The sequence below is a fragment of the Paenibacillus sp. BSR1-1 genome, assembly GCF_030403775.1.
Taxonomy (GTDB): domain Bacteria; phylum Bacillota; class Bacilli; order Bacillales; family Cytobacillaceae; genus Neobacillus.
Window position 1 is genome coordinate 253,562 of sequence record NZ_JAQMWQ010000002.1, and the last position, 16,523, is coordinate 270,084.

Here is a 16,523-nt window from a genome sequence, read left to right on the forward strand (position 1 = left end):
ATTAAGAAAAGGTCGATGGTAATATGAGAAAATATTTAAAATAAAAATGGGGATAAAAGAAATAATGCTTTTATCTTTTAAAAGGATGAATTTTCTTTGGAAAAAAATCAGGTGAATTTGGAGTTAGCTAGTTACATCGGAAGAACACTTCGAGAATATTTTGGAAAAGGGCCTGAATCGGTTTTTGTTTCTAATTATCAATCAACCATGACTGTTTATTTACGAAACTTTATCACACCCTCTGAAAGTGTCTTATTAACCCAAGGTCAAGAAGCCATGGTATTAAGAACGAGAGATTTGTTGATGAAAACACTTATTCCAGAGTTTAAGGCCTATATTAAAATATTGACTGGAATGGAAATCAGTGAATTTTATTACGATTGGGGAATTCATAATAAAAGTGGTATTTTTGTTTGTTTTGGTTCTTCAAAGGAAAGTAATCATTTAAATGATGAAAATTATGAAGGAAAAGAAAATATTCACTCAGAAATAACAAGAATCAGTATTCAAGCCGAAAAGGAGCCAGGTGAAATCCATTCCATTCGAGTAAACCCAAGAACATTAGTCGTAATTCGAAAAGAAATTTTGGTTCCCATCGAAAGAGAATTAATTCGATTAGGAAATTCCGAAACATTAAAGTTGGCAAAGCGAAATCTTGAGAAAAGATTATTACATAATAGCAATCAATTTGAAACTATTCTTAAAACAAAAGTAAATGATATTTTTGTGGATTGGGATTTTAACTTGGATAAGAGTGCTATCGCGCTAATCCTATCACCAACTTCATAAAGGGGGAAGTGAGCTAGACAATATTTGAGCTAAACACAAGCCAAGATGAGAATTCTTACTCATCTTGGCTTTTTTATTTAAATAATATGGGGAAAGGAACTGATTGTAAGAGATGAACAGTTTGCTGTACTAACCGATGCAGTTTAGTTGAAGGTTATATTATTTGTTTAGATTTAATAGAATGTAACAATTTGGTAAATGGATTGGAGGTTACTTATGAAAAGGAAATCAGTATTTATATTTGGAGTTGCAGGAGTTCTCACACTATGTATTGGATTTATTGAAGACTTGGGAAACACAGAAGAATTGACTCAAGAACAACCACTATATGAAAGTGTTTTTATTGGACAAGCAGATATTGAAAAGGGGAATCAATATAGAATTGTAACAAGAGAGGAACAAGATATACTAGAAAATAGTCCTAATGTAAATAGAAATAAATACACAGTTATTTCAGTTGCAGAACAAAATAGGGTAGAGAACTCTAAGGCTTTATCAGGATTTGTTCCGCAAGAAAATGGACAAGGCTTCTTTTTTAAAAAAGAGAAATAAGCTTAATATAGAATATGGGGACTTGAGTAGGATGGATTGCTTATGTTATACAACTAAACAATCCTCTCTAACAGAATCCCCAATTCTTTTGCAATAACATAAGAAGGAGAAGGCATTCCTTCTTTCAACCACGACTCCAAAACCCCTACATAAGCATTAGCAGCGAATTTCACGATAACCTCTTCATTTAGACCTTGATTTTTCCCTATATCCACTTCATCCTTGAACTTTTCGGTTAGAAATTCTAGAATCTTACTGCGAAAAAGAGGGAGCACCTTTACTTGCTAACATGGTAGAAAAGAATAAATAATTACTCTCGAAGTATTCAAAAAAGATGAGAGTAGCATCTACCCATTCCTTTTCACATGCCCATTCACTTGTTTCTCTAAGCTTGTTTTTATGTTCTTCCACCAGCTTTTCTAGCAGGTCATATTTATCGGAGTAGTGAAGATAGATGGTTCCTCGATTGACATTTGCCCTGTCGGAAATATCCTGAATGGTAATGTCATCGAAACTTTTTTCAGTCATCATTTCGATAAGAGCATTTTTGATGGCTGCTTGGCTTTTGGGTATTCTTCTATCTACTTTAGACATTACTATTCACCAACTTTCCCTAAAGATAATCAACAATTTTGATTGATTATTGCGGCTGTTTCATTTAGTCTCACTAGTAAAGAGGCGAAATACGAGAGCGTTGTTTAATGAGGATGGTACTGTAAGTAGTATAAAGTTACAATGGAAAACAGTCCCGGAATTACAATTAACATAATCCAGGGACTGTTCGTAAATGATGCTTTAAAGCCTTAATTATTAAGGTCAAATAGACCAGGGGCATGTTCATTTGGCATATCAGGCAATTCGGGAACAGGATAGCCGCTTGGCGGTTCGATGACTGAAAGATCTCCGCCATTCCTGCTTGGAGTTTTCCCTTGAAAGATTTCTCCAATGCGGGTGTCATCAAGGCGGAAATTGAATTGTGCATTATGGAATCCCATTTCCACGTATTTACGACACTCTGGATATTTGTTTAAATCATAATTGGGAATGGGAAATAGTTTGCCCCAATTAACACCTAACGTTTCTAACGCTTTTGCAAAAGCATTTTGGTGTGCATTATCACGAACAATTAGAAACGCAATCGTCTCTCTTAATGTTTTATTGTTACTCATCTCGTAAATTCTTGACTTTTGAAGAACGCCAGTGGATTCTAGGACAACATTATTTAGAAGGTTTGCAGCTAGATTCCCATGGTCATATACCCATGATCCATTCCACGGATTGCCTCCTGCATCAACTGGAAGTGAAGACTTGGCCCCCATAATATAATGATGTGGATTGGCACCAGATTGTATAACATCATCCAATGGAGCGCCATCAGAAGCTTGGTTACCTGGCAAGTTTTCACCAGAATCATTTAATAGTTGGTTAATGGTCGATTGAACTAGTTCAACATGGCTAAGCTCCTCAAGAAAAATCCCTCTAATTAAGTCGCGAAAAGGTTTTGCTTTTCCTCTGAAATTTGCACTTTGGAATGAAAACTGCATCATCGTTCTCATTTCACCAAATTGACCACCAAGTGCCTCTTGCAACACTTTTGCGGCATGAGGATCTGGTTTATCAGGGACAATCATATTAATTAAGTCTTCTTTATAAAAGTACATAGTTAATCAACCTCCTTCAATTTTGCAACGTTAACTTATAATGCCAAACTGTATGTTAATTATTCAAAATACGTAATTAAAAACCAATGATTCAATGAGAAAGATATTGAATTTGGGGAGTTTAATAGATAATGAGCTTTTTCGCTTGCTGGCTCATATTTTGCACGGTTGTGTCTTAAGGTAACTAATACATATTGCAGGTAATTTATGGGGAAGGTATTTTTAGTATTTCTTTTTTGGAGGTTAATGATGGAAGAAAAGGGAAACCAGATAAGGCTAACAGCAGGTGAGATTGCTCAAATCTGGATACAATACTTAAATGATAGTTCAAGCATATGTGTACTTTCATATTTTTTAGAAAAAGCTGAAGATGAAGAAATTAAGCCTCTAATAAAATATGCTTTAGATTTATCTCAGTCACATATTCAAAAGATTACAGCTATTTTAACAGAGGAAAAAAATGTAGTTCCATATGGTTTTAGTATAGAAGAGGATGTAGACCTATCTGCTCCTAGACTGTATTCTGACAGTTTTGTACTTAATTTTATAAACCAAATGTCTAAGATTGGTCTCATATCATATGCTGGCAGTGTAGCAGCATCTGTAAGAAATGACATTAAAGAGTATTATATGGAATGCCTTGCCGAAACAATGCAATTATATAAAATTTCAACGGAATTATTATTGTCAAAAGGATTATTTATCAGGTCTCCCAGCTTGCCTAATTTAGAAAAGGTTGAATTTGTGAAAAAGCAATGGTTTATGTTAGATGTGTTTGGAGAGAAAAGACCATTAACAGCTGCTGAAGTAGACAATTTATTTGCTAATCTCCAACGAAACGCTTTGGGAGTTGCGACACTAACTGGATTTAGTCAGGTTGCACAAAATAAGGATGTTACACAATTCTTTTTAAAAGGTTTAGAAATTGGGAATAAACATATTAAATTATTTAGAGGAAAGTTAGAGGAAAGTAAACTCCCTGCACCAATGGGATGGGATTCAGAAATAACTAATAGTACAGCGTATACATTTTCTGATAAACTTATGATGTACTTCACATCTGGTTTGGTTACTTTGAGCGTAGGCTTTTACGGTACAGCTGTCAGTCAAAGTCCTAGAGGTGATATTAGTGCAATGTATAACAGGCTCTCCTTAGAAATTCAATTGTATGCTGAGGATGGAGCTAATATTATGATAAAAAATAGATGGTTGGAACAGCCTCCAATGGCATCGGATCGAGATGAACTAGTTAGGAATAAGGATTGATATTAACCTTTTTAAAGTCCTTTATGTAACTTTTTTTATTTCCACTTTCTCTTATTAATTGTGGATTTTGGATAATCTTCCTTATTAAGTGCAAGATAATAACGATTAATTGGTGGAGGTTATTGCTGTGCTTAACAAAAGGAAGAAGATAACATCATTATTTTGGATTGCTATATCTGGCTTAATTTTAACAACAATATATACAATAATCCTTGGTATTTTAGGATATAGGACCATGAACAGGATTGATTATATTTACAAACATAATAAACAAAGATCAAAAAATAGTTAAAAAGAGGGACAGGGTAGTCGCTCTTTTTTTATTTCTAAGAATTTGTAAATTTCACCTGAACTTCATTTAAAAACATATCAGCAGCAGCAACAGGAAAAACCTTTACCCATCCCGGATCAACCGCATTTATTTTGAAATCACCTTGGACTTCTGCCGCTACTAATCGTGTCAATCCATTTAGGGCAAGTTTAGACAACTTATAAGTGCCGACTCCTTGATATTGCATTTCGCTCATGGCTCCATATTCCGAGGAAACATTAATAATTCTCCCATACCCTTGTTTTTCCATGAGGGGAATAAAGGAACTGATAACATGGAAGGCACCGAAGAAATTCTTTGCCAACGTCCTCTCTAGAATGGAAGGGTCCATAGCCATTAACTTTTGATTCTCATCTAAATACACTCCAGCATTATTATTCAACACGTCTAATCTTCCAAATTGTTCATTTACTGTAAATGCTGCTTGACGGATGCTTTCTTGATTATCCACATCCATAACTACAAACGAAACGTCCAGATTTGAATCCTTTAGCTTCTGTGTAGCTTTATGACCCATCTCTTGATCCCCGGCCCGCTAAAATGACATCAAAACCATCCAAAGCCAATTGATGGACCAACTAATAACCAATCCCTCGATTCCCGCCGGTGACAAGTACAACTTGAATTTCTTTTGACATTTTTACTCCTCCATTTTTTTGCTGTGGGATAGGGCAGATTTTTTCATAGCCTAAAATCTAAGAAGACAGTATGACAGGAGACTATACATATGGTTTCTTCTAAAATGGTTACCAAATTAGTACCACTGGCAGTGTATAATAGAAATAGAGCCACCTGTATTTCATATATTCATTAATGAAATACAGGTGGCTTTCTGTTATTTAGTAACGGAAATTTCTATTTTAGCTTTTTTATGAATATCTTCAGTTCCGGCATCTAATGCAGTCTTGTAATATAAGCATTTATGCTCGATGACTTCCATTGTTTTTTTCAGTTCTTCCATTTGTGCTTCTACAGTAGCTTTTCGTTCCATAAACATGTCATATCTCTGTTGTAATGTAGAATCCCCATCAGAACACCAATCAATAAAATTTTTAATTTCCTTGATAGGCATCCCGGTGGATTTTAGACATTCAATAACTTTTAATGCTGCAATATCGGATTCTTTAAATAATCGTATGCCGCTGGATGTCCGTTCTACAAGAGGCATAAGACCCTCTTTGTCGTAGTAACGCAAGGTATATGGTGTAAGATTCAATTCTTTAGCAACCTCGCTGATAGAATACGTCTTCATTATTTAACTCCTATTCTCATTGATATAGACTTCGAGTTAACTCTATGGGTTGGTGAGATTTTATCACGGTATTTGCTGAATGTCAAAGTCCTCTGATAGAACCAATGAGGACTTCAAAAGAAATATACATTTATCGCTTGACTTAGAGTTAACTATAAGGATTAACATTAATTATGCAAGAGAAAGCAGTAGCCGCATTCTCTTGAAAAATATACATTATCGGAGGTTTTTTTATGATAACTGCAAAAGCACGAGCGGTAGATGGTCCAGACAAATCCTTTCGAGCAGCTGAAATTAAACGGCGCGATCTTGATTTGCATGATGTTCTAATTGAAATTAAGTATGCCGGTATTTGTCATTCTGACATCCATACGGCTCACGGCGAATGGGGGTCCGTGAACTATCCGCTCGTACCTGGACATGAGATTGCAGGAATAGTTACGGAAGTAGGAGCAGAGGTCACAAAATATAAGGTCGGTGACCGAGTAGGGGTCGGTTGTATGGTTGACTCCTGCGGCGATTGTGAGAACTGCCGCCGAGGGGAAGAACAATACTGTCTGAATGGAAATGTCCCTACATACGCTGGTGTTGATAAATATGGAGAGCCTACTCAAGGTGGCTATTCTACTCATATTGTCGTTACGGAAAACTTTGTAGTAAGAATTCCTGATAGCATTGAGCTTGACGCCGCAGCACCATTACTTTGTGCGGGTGTTACGACTTATTCTCCACTTAACCATTGGGGGGCAGGCCCAGGGAAGAAAGTGGCAGTTGTTGGTATGGGCGGTCTTGGTCATATGGCAGTTAAGATTGCACATGCGATGGGGGCCGAGGTCACTGTTCTGTCACAATCATTGAGTAAAAAGGACGACGGCTTGCAATTCGGGGCAGACCATTACTATGCGACAAGTGATCCAGAAACTTTCAAGAAACTTGCCAGAACCTTTGACTTAATTGTTAATACGGTAAGTGCAAAAATTGATATTAATGCTTATTTCTCACTGTTAACTCTGGATGGTACTCTAGTAAACGTGGGTGCGCCCGCAGAGCCATTATCAGTAAATGTGTTTTCTCTTATCGGTCATCGCCGTTCCTTTGCAGGTTCCATGATTGGCGGTATCCGTGAAACTCAGGAAATGTTGGAGTTCTGTGCGGAACACAACATTGTTCCTAAGATTGAAGTAATTTCAGCCGACCAAATTGACGAAGCCTACGAACGTGTATTAGCTTCAGATGTGAAGTATCGTTTCGTAATTGATACAAGCACAATGTAAGTTGAGTAAATGATAAATTTTTAAGGTTATTTCGAGAGTGTCCTAAAAGCTTAGCTTTTGGGACTTTTTTTATATATGCAAACTAAATACATATATTTGTATATTTATAAATAGAAACATTCAATTGATGGCAAAAAAATTAGCGTCCTATTCAAATAAATGAAAACGCTTACGAAAAATTAAGAATAAATATTCAAAAAAGTATGCAAAAAATGATTGTCAAAAGAACTTTTTTTTACTATAATCAACTTATAAATTTGATGTGAGAAAACATAACATGAGATAGAGAGGTAATGTAACATGACTGAAACACTTATTTCAAATGTACCTGTAGATACTGCCATTCTTGAACAAATCAAAGAAACGATTAAAGAAAAAAGTGTTGAATTATTACACTTACAATTTGTCGATATTGAAGGGATTCTTAAGCACGTTACGGTAACAAGTGAACAATTAGAAGATGTAGTCGAAGGTAAAATGATGTTTGATGGTTCTTCGATTAAAGGCTTTTCTCCAATCAATAAATCTGACCTTTATCTTCAGCCAGATCTTAATACATTTGCTGTTCTTCCTTGGACAGTTGAGGCTAATTATTCAGAAGCTCGTTTCTTATGTTCTGTTAAAAATCCTGATGGATCTCTTTTTGAAGGGGATACTAGAAACGTTCTCAAGAAAACGGTAGATCGTGCTGCTAACAATGGCTACACTATTTCAGTTGGACCTGAATTAGAATTTTTCCTTTTTAAAACAGATGAAAATGGCTATGCTACTCAAGAACTCGGCGATAAAGCAGGCTATTTTGAACCATCTCCACATGACCTTGGCGAGCGAGTTCGTTTAGAAATTTACCGTGCATTAAAGGCAATGGGCTTCACGATTGAAGCGTCACACCACGAAGTAGCAGAAGGACAGCACGAGATTAACTTTAAATATGCAGATGTCCTAACCGCTGCAGACCTTGCAACTACATATAAATGGGTCGTGAAGACAGTAGCGAAGAAATTCGGATTACATGCAACATTTATGCCAAAACCAGTTTTCGGAATCAATGGTTCTGGTATGCATGTTAATATGTCCTTCTTTGAAGGAAGCGAAAATACATTCTTTGATCCATCTGATGAATTACAGTTATCGGAAAAAGCATATCAATTTATTGCTGGTGTTCTTCAAAACGTGAAGAGCTTTACTGCAGTAACAAACCCGCTCGTCAATTCTTATAAGCGTCTAGTACCAGGTTATGAAGCGCCTTGCTATATTGCGTGGTCTGCTTCTAACCGTTCAGCTCTAATTCGAATTCCAGCAAAAAAAGGTTTGGCCACACGTGTGGAATTACGTTGTCCAGATCCATCTTCAAACCCATACTTAACCTTTGCAGTGATTGCTTCTGCAGGCTTAGATGGAATTGAAAAGGGTCTTGAAGCACCAGCGCCAATTAATGAAGATATCTTCCACATGAATGAAGAAGAGAGAGCAATCCGTGGAATCGATAACCTGCCTGGCAGCTTGGCAGCAGCCATTAAGGAACTAGAATCAGGAGAAATTGCCGCTAATACACTAGGCGAGCACGTTTACAACGAATATGTTTCCCTAAAGAAAGCTGAATGGGATAGCTACCGTACAGCTGTTCATACATGGGAAATTGATAACTATCATTCCAAATTTTAATAAATACTGTAAAGGAGCCTATTAGGGCTCCTTTTTATTGTTTGGAGACAATTTCAACCTTGAATGAAATCAGCGCTATTGCGAAAAATAGAAACAGAAATGGACATTAAATTTGGAGGTAATAAAATGCCAAAAGTTGAAGTTTCTTGTGCAATCGCAAACTGTACGTATTATGGGGAAGGAAATGTTTGTACTGCTGAAAAAATCATGGTGGAGCTAGATAACCATGCTAGATATGATACGGAAATGTCTTCCGAATTAGGTGAAAAGAATCATCAAGATTCCGCTGTCAACTCAGCCGAAACCTGTTGTAAAACGTTTAAATCAAAACGAAGCTGATTTTTAGGGTAATTCAAAAAAATTCATGCACATATTTTCACCTCTCACATATAGTAGCTTCTGTGAGTATTTTGTTTGAGAGGAAGAAAGAGATATGAATTACAATGATTTCATTTTGAAAAACGAGTTAAAAGATGGAGAGAATGGATATAAGATCATTGAAATTAATGTATCGGATCCATCCGAAAACTTATTTGCCGTCGTGACTCCAATTAAAAAGCAATAAGAAAGAGCAACACCTACTTATGAATGATGAATAATGGAAGACGAGAAAGAAAAAGCTATAGAGGTAGAGTGTTTTTAAAAGTCAGGGGGATTCTACCTTGTTACAGCCTCTAGTAAAATCTGTTCCCAATTTGTTTACAATCGGAAATTTATTATGCGGGGTATTTTCAATTACCTTCAATATGAGCGGTTATTTGAAATTAGCCTGCATTTTTATTTTCTTATCGGCAGTCTTAGACCTCCTGGACGGGCGAATCGCGAGAAAATTAAAGGTGAATAGTGAATTTGGGGTCGAATTGGATTCGTTAGCAGACATTGTTAGCTTTGGCGTTGCTCCAGCCCTTCTTTTCCATTCGCTGGCGGCGCCATCATTTTTTACCTCATTAGCCTTTATTCTTTTTCCAACGATGGGTGCGTTAAGGTTAGCTAGGTTTAGCATCAAACCAACGATAGGGTATTTTAAGGGGCTGCCTATTCCCGCTGCGGGTCTGCCCTTAGCCGGAATGGGATTATTTCTATACAGCAATGCTTGGATAACCATGATTCTGGCCCTTTTAATGGTTAGTCCCATTAAAGTTAAAAAAATATAAACTTTGATAAAAAAGCTAGTCGCCTTTTTGAAAAGGGACTAGCTTTTTTGGGTATTGTCTGAGAAAATTTGGTAAAATTGAATTAGAATGAAGGTGAAAAAAGGAGGCCGAAATTACATGATTGCAACACAATACAAAATTACACTGCCAAGTGATTACGATATGAATATTATTAGAAACAGAGTAAGAGATAATGGTCATAAAACAGACGGATTTGAAGACCTCAAATTTAAACTGTATTTGGTAACGGAAAAGGGGACCAATAATAATATTCAAAATAGTTATTGTCCTTTATATCTCTGGAAAGACAGCAACGGGCTTAACAAGTTTTTGTTTAATGGGTATTACGACAATATTTTAAGGTCTTTCGGCTGGCAGCGTGTAAATGTGGGAATTCCATTAATAGATTCGACTACGTCTAACATCAAAGAAAATAGGTATCTATTTCAAATCACAAGAAAAATCCAGCCGCAAGAAAGTTTAAAAAACTTAATAGAAACGATTGGAGAAAGCGTCCCAACAATTGATCGTGCAGAATATTTAGTTATCTATAATCCGGATAAATGGGAGTATGATGTGTTTTACTTTTTGAGCGATTTAAGCGGGTTAACAAAAATGGAGGGAGTAATATATAACATTCTTCATTTATCCAAAGGTGAACACTTTTATTAGGAATTTACCTCGAATCAAATCTCAAGACGGCACCCTGTAATTTAGGTGCCGTCTTAATTATTGTGAAGCAATACTTTTTTCTTCTATGAATTTAGAAAGAGTTTCTTTATTTTGCTGGAAGTCTACATCTAATACTTCACCAAGTCCATCAATCGTTTTATTTTGAAAACTGCCTTCTTCAGGGATACGCAATGTTTCTATATTTCTGCCTTTCTTCGTGAACAAGTCTTTCCCCATCGACAAGAGAGTGGAGCTATCAATATTTGTATCTATGTATTTATTCAGTAGTCCTATGAGTTCAGGTAGTTTTAGAATACTATGGAGACCGACAACTTGTTCAGTCAATTTTGAGACCACTTCCTGCTGTCTTTGAATCCGTCCGAAATCACTTAAACTGTCATGCCGGAAACGGACATATCCAAGCAATTCTTTACCATGTAGTGTTTGTTTACCTTCTTTTAACGTCATTCCTATACCATCAGACATCTCATGCGGTACGTCTACTTCAATCCCATCGGGAACAAGAAGATCCACAGCTTTTTCGAATCCTTTAAAATCAACCATCGCATAATATTGTATATCTAACCCTAAATTTTCTTTAATGGATTCACTTAATAACTCAGGACCGCCAAAAGCATAAGCCGCATTTAATTTTTGCTGTCCATGTTCAGGAATAGTGACTAACATATCACGCATAAAAGAAATAAGTTTCATTTTATGAGTTTGTGGATCATAATGGGCAACCATAATGGTATCCGTTCGGGCATGATCTTCACCTCGGGAGTCACTTCCTAATAAAAGAACATTTATGGAACTTAAATTCTTTTTCTCTGCTTGAATTGAAGGTTTTACCTCCTTTTTTTGAAGTGGTTGGTTAATCACCTGGATGGTTCCCTCAATGTATTGATATACTTGAAAAAGACCTGCAGCAAGGATCCCTAATAAAAGCAGGGCACCAAACACTCTTCCCCATTTAATTCTTTTTCTTTTCTTTCTCGTCCGTTCCAAACTTTGCACCACCTAGGTTGAATTAAAGATAAAAACCCCCTTGAAATAGTGATTATCCCATATTTAGGTTACATTTCCTTGAAATTCTGATTACAATTTTTTTAATTTAATAACCTCGCCATACTTTGATAGTGGCGAGGATTTTTTTTTAACTCAGCTTCACAATCGATAAGGAAGCCGCATTGATACTTTTGCCAGCAAGCATAGTTAATAGTGTATCTGTTGAGGAACCTATATAAAAGAGTTAATTACTGATGAGAGATCCATTTTCTATTTGATAATAATGTATAATGTAGGATAAAAAGGGAGGAATTTTCATGTTACATATCGGAATTATTGGTTTAGGAGCCATTGGTCAACGCTTAATAAAAAAATTCAAGGAACATCCCGACGTTGAAATCACGGCTGTTTGTGATCGCTTAGAGTCCCTAGCTAGAGAAACAGCTGATGCGCTCGGAGGAGTTCCAGTTTATACTGACTACCAAAGTTTGGTTGCTGATCAAAGAGTGGACCTTATCTACGTTGCGGTTCCACCCAAATTTCATCATCCCATTGTAATGGATGTCCTAAGAGCAAAAAAGCACGTCTTATGTGAGAAGCCTTTAGCCAACTCCCTGGATGAAGCAAAAGAGATGGCTCAGGCTGCAAAAGAAGCAGGAGTCATTCATGCGATGAACTTCCCGCTTAATTATGAACAAGGAGCCACTAAATTTGCGCAAATGATCAGCGAAAATTACGTTGGCAAGCTCCGTCGTTTACACCTCACCATGCATTTTCCAGAATGGCCGCGATTCTGGCAAAAAAATGACTGGGTAGGGGAAAGAGAGCAAGGGGGATTTGTTTTAGAGGTCGGTGTCCATTTTATCCAGCAAACTTTAAAGGTATTTGGCGATATCAAAAATATCCAAACTCGCTTAGAATTGCCTGATGATCCCCAAAAATGTGAGACTGGTGTGATCGCAACGGGTGAGCTTGAAGATGGAACACCCGTATTAATCGAAGGCTTAAGCCAAATCGCTGGTAAAGAACATATCGCTTTTACTGCCTATGGTTCAGAAGGTATTCTTTCACTAGAAAACTGGGGCGAATTAAGAGGCGGAAAAAATGGAGAAGGACTTATTGCAATTTCGTTTGGTGAAACAAAACCCAATCGCTTAATAGACGAATTAGTAAAAGCGGCAAATGGCCAGGAAGCAGAGCTTTATGATTTTGATTTGGGGTACAGAGCTCAGGAGATTCTTGAAGAACTGAGGAAAATGTAAGTTTTCGAAACGTTTCTTACCTGATGTAAGGAGCGTTTTTTATAATGTTCCAAAAATTGACAGGTTGGTTTTAATTCAATATAATTCGTTCATATGGAAGATGATAGGGGCTTTTACATGAAAGTTGTATTTAATGATTTTTTAAGTATTATGATTCATCAAACAGACCTGACCCTAACCAGTTATATCAAAGCCAAGCTAGCACCGTTAAACATTGCGCCGGAACAAAATTTAATTTTGATGCTCCTTTGGGAAAAGGACGGGCTGACACAAAATGAAATTGCTAAGAAGCTCGAAAAAGATAAAACCAATATAGCCCGTATGATATGCAATCTTGAAAAAAAAGGATTTATCAGCAGACAGATCAATGAAATTGACAATCGTTCGTTTAATGTATTTCTCACTGAGAACGGCAAAAAACTTGGTGAAATGATCAAACCGCTGGCGGAAGAATTCAACCGTACGGTGTGTGCTGGAATTTCTAAGGAAGAACAACAAATTGTTAAACAAGTTTTGTTGAAAATGAGACAAAATGTAGAAATGAAATGTATTGAATCAAAATAGTTGCACTAGCAACTATTTTTTTGTTAGAATGAGCAGGTCTTGTAGTTGCTATAGCAACTAATATGATAGATATTTAAATGACGAAGGGATTGGACAGAAATGACAAAAGTATTATACATTACGGCTCATCCGCATGATCACACGCAATCTTACAGTATGGCTGTAGGCAACGAATTTATTGAAACATATAAAGAAGTAAATCCAACTGATGAAATTATTCAAATTGACCTTTATAAAGAAATTATTCCACATATTGATGCTGACGTATTTAGCGGATGGGGGAAACTGCGATCTGGGCAAGGCTTTGAGGAGCTCTCTTCAGAGGAGAAAGCAAAAGTGGGCCGACTCTCTGAATTATCGGAGCAATTTATTGCAGCCGATAAATATGTATTTGTAACTCCGCTTTGGAATTTTTCATTCCCGCCAGTTATGAAAGCGTATCTTGATGCAGTTGCTGTTGCTGGTAAAACATTTAAATACACAGAACAAGGTCCAGTTGGTTTATTGACTGATAAAAAAGCGTTGCATATCCAAGCTCGCGGCGGTTTTTATTCTGAAGGTCCCGCTGCTGAAATGGAAATGGGCCACCGTTATTTAAATGTGATGATGCAATTCTTTGGAGTTCCATCACTTGAAGGACTTTTTGTAGAAGGACATAATGCCAAGCCTGAGCAAGCACAAGAAATTAAAGAAAATGCGATTGCTCGGGCAAAGGATTTAGCGCATACTTTTTAATTTTTCAGAAGGGTCAGCCTAAGGGTTGGCTCTTTTTATTTGATTTCGGGCAAATTGTTGCTTTTAATGTGCTGAGTGCTCTTAAAAAATCATCATTTTAGTTTAAAATTACACTCTTTTTACGGAGTTGTTGGATTTATCGGCGATTTTCACAGGTTTATCAGCGAATTTTCAATTTTATCAGCGAATTCTACGACTTTATCAGCGGATTTTTCAGTTTTATCAGCGAATCATACAAAACAGCAAAAATAACCCTAAGAACGTAAAGGCGGCTTCGCCAAACTAAAAGGCAAAAAGGGCTATCTCCATAGAGAGCCCTTTTGCCGCCGGACCCAATTTCTATCCATGGTGGAAAAGCGTTTTCCGCAAGATATGTAATAATTCATTGATCCATTGAAAAACACTCCCTTTTAATATGTCTTTATATCAATTTCTTCCTAAGTAGTAATTTTCCTTCATAGAACAAGAGCATTCATCCATTTATGAAAATTGTTTCCAAAATAAATGATAAAAGATATCTACTAATTTCTTGAAATGTTAAAATAAGGTATTAATTAAGTTGTAAATATCAGTAACTGGGGGGAAATACATGAAAAAAATCATAATAAGTGTGCTTGGGGTCATTGTTTTGAGTTTTATCCTTGGCAATACATTTACAGAAGCTAAAACCCGTTCAGGCGGTACAAGTAGATCCGGTTCAAGTGTTTCCAAACCGAAAATGTCTGCCCCGGCCTCTTCAACAACAAATCGGAGCCCAAGCAGCAGTACAAAAAATACAACAACAAATCTGCCATCCTATTCTTCACTCACGACAAAATATCCAAAATCTGCAAGGTATTTTTCCGGCAATGCGCTATCCAAAACGCTTCTTTTCGGATCGACTGTATTACTGTTAAACGAAATATACGATGATGAACCTACATATCAAGATGAAGCAGGAAACGTTTATACACTTGCGGATTTAGAAGATATGGACGTGCAGATACCGGAAGAGGAGCCACCTGCAGATTCATATTCAGAAACCGTTACTTTTAATGAAGATGATTCGAATAACGGTGCTACAGATGTAATCGAAACTGCCTCTTCTAATGAGGAGTATACCAGTATTGATGACGACACATATGAAATACAGAATAACCCACCCTTTAATTGGCTCTGGCTGTTCCTCCCTTTTGCAGCACTTGTAATCATATTATCTTACTTACGGAGAACGAAAAAATAAAGGGGGATCTTGTCATGCAAGAAATGAAGAAAATTGGTGAGAGATTTTGGTATATGACACCCGTTTCCGAGACTGATCGCCCGATTTTAGGGATGGTCGTTGGAAAGCATAAAAATTTAATGATCGATGCTGGAAATTCAGAAGCGCATGTGCATTATTTTTTAAAGGAGCTTTCTAAAAATCAGGTTTCGAAACCAAACATGGTTGTTCTGACTCATTGGCATTGGGATCATATTTTTGGTCTTTCGGCTTTAACTGAGGCTGTTTCCATCGCCTCTAGGCAAACGAAAGGGGAGATCGGGAAACTGCTTCCACTTAGCTGGTCGGATGTGGCCCTAGATGAACGAGTAAAAGAGGGTGCTGAAATTGAATTTTGTGCCTCGGCAATTAAGAAGGAGTTTCCTGGGCATCGAAATATCACGATTACCCTGCCAGATGTAGCCTTTGAAGGAACAATGGAAATAGACCTTGGCGATGTGACATGCATTTTGCAGCATGTGGGCGGGGACCATGCTCAAGATTCTGTTGTAGTTTATATAAAAGAAGAGAAAATCTTATTTCTCGGAGATTGCCTTTATCCTGATATTTTTTCACCAAAACGAAACTATACGGTTCAAGGAACACTTGAGCTGTTAGAAAAGTTGGAAGCATTTGAGGCTGAAACATATGTTCTTTCACATTGGAAGCCGATTTCAAAGGAAGAGTTCGATCAAGAAGTCCAAATGCTCAGAACTATTGCCAGTTACACGGAGGATTTTAAAGGAGTTAAACAAAGAATATCGGAAGCATATAGAAATCAGGTGGGACGAGAGCTTACTAAAGACGAGATCGAAACTGTTGAAGATTTTGTAAATGGTTCCCAATTATCGTTTTAGAAGAATTTTATTCAAACAAACGAAGACAATAGTAGAAAAATAAACAAATGAGGTGAACAAAATGAAGGAAAATGAGAAAGAACCCCAATTTCAAAGTGGGGACATGGTCAATAAAGAGTTTAAAGGACTATATGGCCTTGATCCGGAAATGAGTTTACTTTCTGTGAATTTTGCTACTGGAGAGAACTCCTATTTAAACGAGCATTATCAGGAAGACCCAAACGAAAACTAAGAATAAATC

General features: G+C 36.8%; 19 protein-coding genes and 1 pseudogene. 15 read left to right on the forward strand and 5 right to left on the reverse strand.

The genetic code is table 11. The features are described from left to right. Positions 1-96: 96 nt before the first annotated feature. Entirely contained in the window at positions 97-789 is a 693-nt protein-coding gene (locus PH210_RS04490; protein WP_289983387.1) for a Na-translocating system protein MpsC family protein, read from the forward strand. Between the two features lie 216 nt (positions 790-1,005). After that, positions 1,006-1,341 carry a hypothetical protein gene (locus PH210_RS04495; protein ID WP_289983389.1) on the forward strand — a complete coding sequence of 112 codons (336 nt, stop codon included), beginning with the start codon at positions 1,006-1,008 and terminating at the stop codon, positions 1,339-1,341. Between the two features lie 53 nt (positions 1,342-1,394). Here the strand turns inward: PH210_RS04495 and PH210_RS04500 are convergent. Together PH210_RS04500 and PH210_RS04505 are read right to left on the reverse strand one after the other, a co-directional pair. Then, a pseudogene (locus tag PH210_RS04500) lies at positions 1,395-1,935 on the reverse strand (TetR/AcrR family transcriptional regulator). Positions 1,936-2,144: 209 nt separating this feature from the next. Continuing rightward, positions 2,145-3,002, reverse strand: a complete 858-nt coding sequence (locus PH210_RS04505) for a manganese catalase family protein (RefSeq protein WP_289983390.1) — start codon at positions 3,000-3,002, stop codon at positions 2,145-2,147. Between the two features lie 249 nt (positions 3,003-3,251). On the opposite strand from PH210_RS04505, the gene PH210_RS04510 reads away from it, so the two are divergent. Beyond that, a complete protein-coding gene (locus PH210_RS04510) occupies positions 3,252-4,268 on the forward strand; it encodes a DUF3231 family protein (protein ID WP_289983392.1) in 1,017 nt (338 codons plus the stop codon). 326 nt (positions 4,269-4,594) lie between these two features. Here PH210_RS04510 and PH210_RS04515 read toward each other — a convergent pair whose 3' ends face one another. Next, positions 4,595-5,116 (reverse strand): SDR family NAD(P)-dependent oxidoreductase, encoded by a 522-nt coding sequence (locus PH210_RS04515; RefSeq protein WP_289983394.1) that lies wholly within the window; start codon positions 5,114-5,116, stop codon positions 4,595-4,597. A gap of 318 nt (positions 5,117-5,434) precedes the next feature. Further along, positions 5,435-5,851 carry a MerR family transcriptional regulator gene (locus tag PH210_RS04520; RefSeq protein WP_289983396.1) on the reverse strand — a complete coding sequence of 139 codons (417 nt, stop codon included), beginning with the start codon at positions 5,849-5,851 and terminating at the stop codon, positions 5,435-5,437. A gap of 233 nt (positions 5,852-6,084) precedes the next feature. On the opposite strand from PH210_RS04520, the gene PH210_RS04525 reads away from it, so the two are divergent. The 6 genes from PH210_RS04525 to PH210_RS04550 all read left to right on the forward strand — a co-directional run bounded on the left by PH210_RS04525 (position 6,085) and on the right by PH210_RS04550 (position 10,616). Then, on the forward strand, positions 6,085-7,125 hold the full coding sequence (locus PH210_RS04525) for an NAD(P)-dependent alcohol dehydrogenase (RefSeq protein ID WP_289983398.1): 1,041 nt from the start codon (positions 6,085-6,087) through the stop codon (positions 7,123-7,125). 300 nt (positions 7,126-7,425) lie between these two features. Next, entirely contained in the window at positions 7,426-8,790 is a 1,365-nt protein-coding gene (glnA, locus tag PH210_RS04530; protein WP_289983399.1) for a type I glutamate--ammonia ligase, read from the forward strand. Positions 8,791-8,916: 126 nt separating this feature from the next. Further along, positions 8,917-9,129 carry a DUF1540 domain-containing protein gene (locus PH210_RS04535; RefSeq protein WP_289983401.1) on the forward strand — a complete coding sequence of 71 codons (213 nt, stop codon included), beginning with the start codon at positions 8,917-8,919 and terminating at the stop codon, positions 9,127-9,129. A gap of 94 nt (positions 9,130-9,223) precedes the next feature. Beyond that, complete coding sequence (locus PH210_RS04540) at positions 9,224-9,355, forward strand: hypothetical protein (RefSeq protein ID WP_289983402.1); 132 nt, start codon at positions 9,224-9,226, stop codon at positions 9,353-9,355. A 97-nt stretch (positions 9,356-9,452) separates the two neighbouring features. Continuing rightward, the gene (gene pssA / locus PH210_RS04545; protein ID WP_289983403.1) at positions 9,453-9,944 is read left to right on the forward strand and encodes a CDP-diacylglycerol--serine O-phosphatidyltransferase; all 492 of its coding nucleotides are present in this window, start codon (positions 9,453-9,455) and stop codon (positions 9,942-9,944) included. Between the two features lie 117 nt (positions 9,945-10,061). Further along, a complete protein-coding gene (locus tag PH210_RS04550) occupies positions 10,062-10,616 on the forward strand; it encodes a DUF4865 family protein (RefSeq protein WP_289983404.1) in 555 nt (184 codons plus the stop codon). Positions 10,617-10,673: 57 nt separating this feature from the next. Here PH210_RS04550 and PH210_RS04555 read toward each other — a convergent pair whose 3' ends face one another. After that, a complete protein-coding gene (locus PH210_RS04555; RefSeq protein ID WP_483312082.1) occupies positions 10,674-11,624 on the reverse strand; it encodes an LCP family protein in 951 nt (316 codons plus the stop codon). A gap of 317 nt (positions 11,625-11,941) precedes the next feature. Between PH210_RS04555 and PH210_RS04560 the strand changes: the two genes are divergently transcribed. From PH210_RS04560 to PH210_RS04585, 6 genes are all read left to right on the forward strand, one after another. After that, the gene (locus tag PH210_RS04560; RefSeq protein WP_289983406.1) at positions 11,942-12,886 is read left to right on the forward strand and encodes a Gfo/Idh/MocA family protein; all 945 of its coding nucleotides are present in this window, start codon (positions 11,942-11,944) and stop codon (positions 12,884-12,886) included. 117 nt (positions 12,887-13,003) lie between these two features. Continuing rightward, positions 13,004-13,450: a MarR family winged helix-turn-helix transcriptional regulator gene (locus tag PH210_RS04565; protein WP_289983407.1), complete on the forward strand. Its 447-nt coding sequence runs from the start codon at positions 13,004-13,006 to the stop codon at positions 13,448-13,450. A gap of 99 nt (positions 13,451-13,549) precedes the next feature. Then, complete coding sequence (locus PH210_RS04570; RefSeq protein WP_289983408.1) at positions 13,550-14,185, forward strand: FMN-dependent NADH-azoreductase; 636 nt, start codon at positions 13,550-13,552, stop codon at positions 14,183-14,185. Positions 14,186-14,774: 589 nt separating this feature from the next. Beyond that, on the forward strand, positions 14,775-15,407 hold the full coding sequence (locus PH210_RS04575) for a hypothetical protein (RefSeq protein ID WP_289983409.1): 633 nt from the start codon (positions 14,775-14,777) through the stop codon (positions 15,405-15,407). A gap of 14 nt (positions 15,408-15,421) precedes the next feature. Beyond that, on the forward strand, positions 15,422-16,282 hold the full coding sequence (locus tag PH210_RS04580; protein WP_289983411.1) for an MBL fold metallo-hydrolase: 861 nt from the start codon (positions 15,422-15,424) through the stop codon (positions 16,280-16,282). Between the two features lie 61 nt (positions 16,283-16,343). Beyond that, positions 16,344-16,514, forward strand: a complete 171-nt coding sequence (locus PH210_RS04585) for a hypothetical protein (protein WP_289983412.1) — start codon at positions 16,344-16,346, stop codon at positions 16,512-16,514. Positions 16,515-16,523 lie beyond the last annotated feature (9 nt).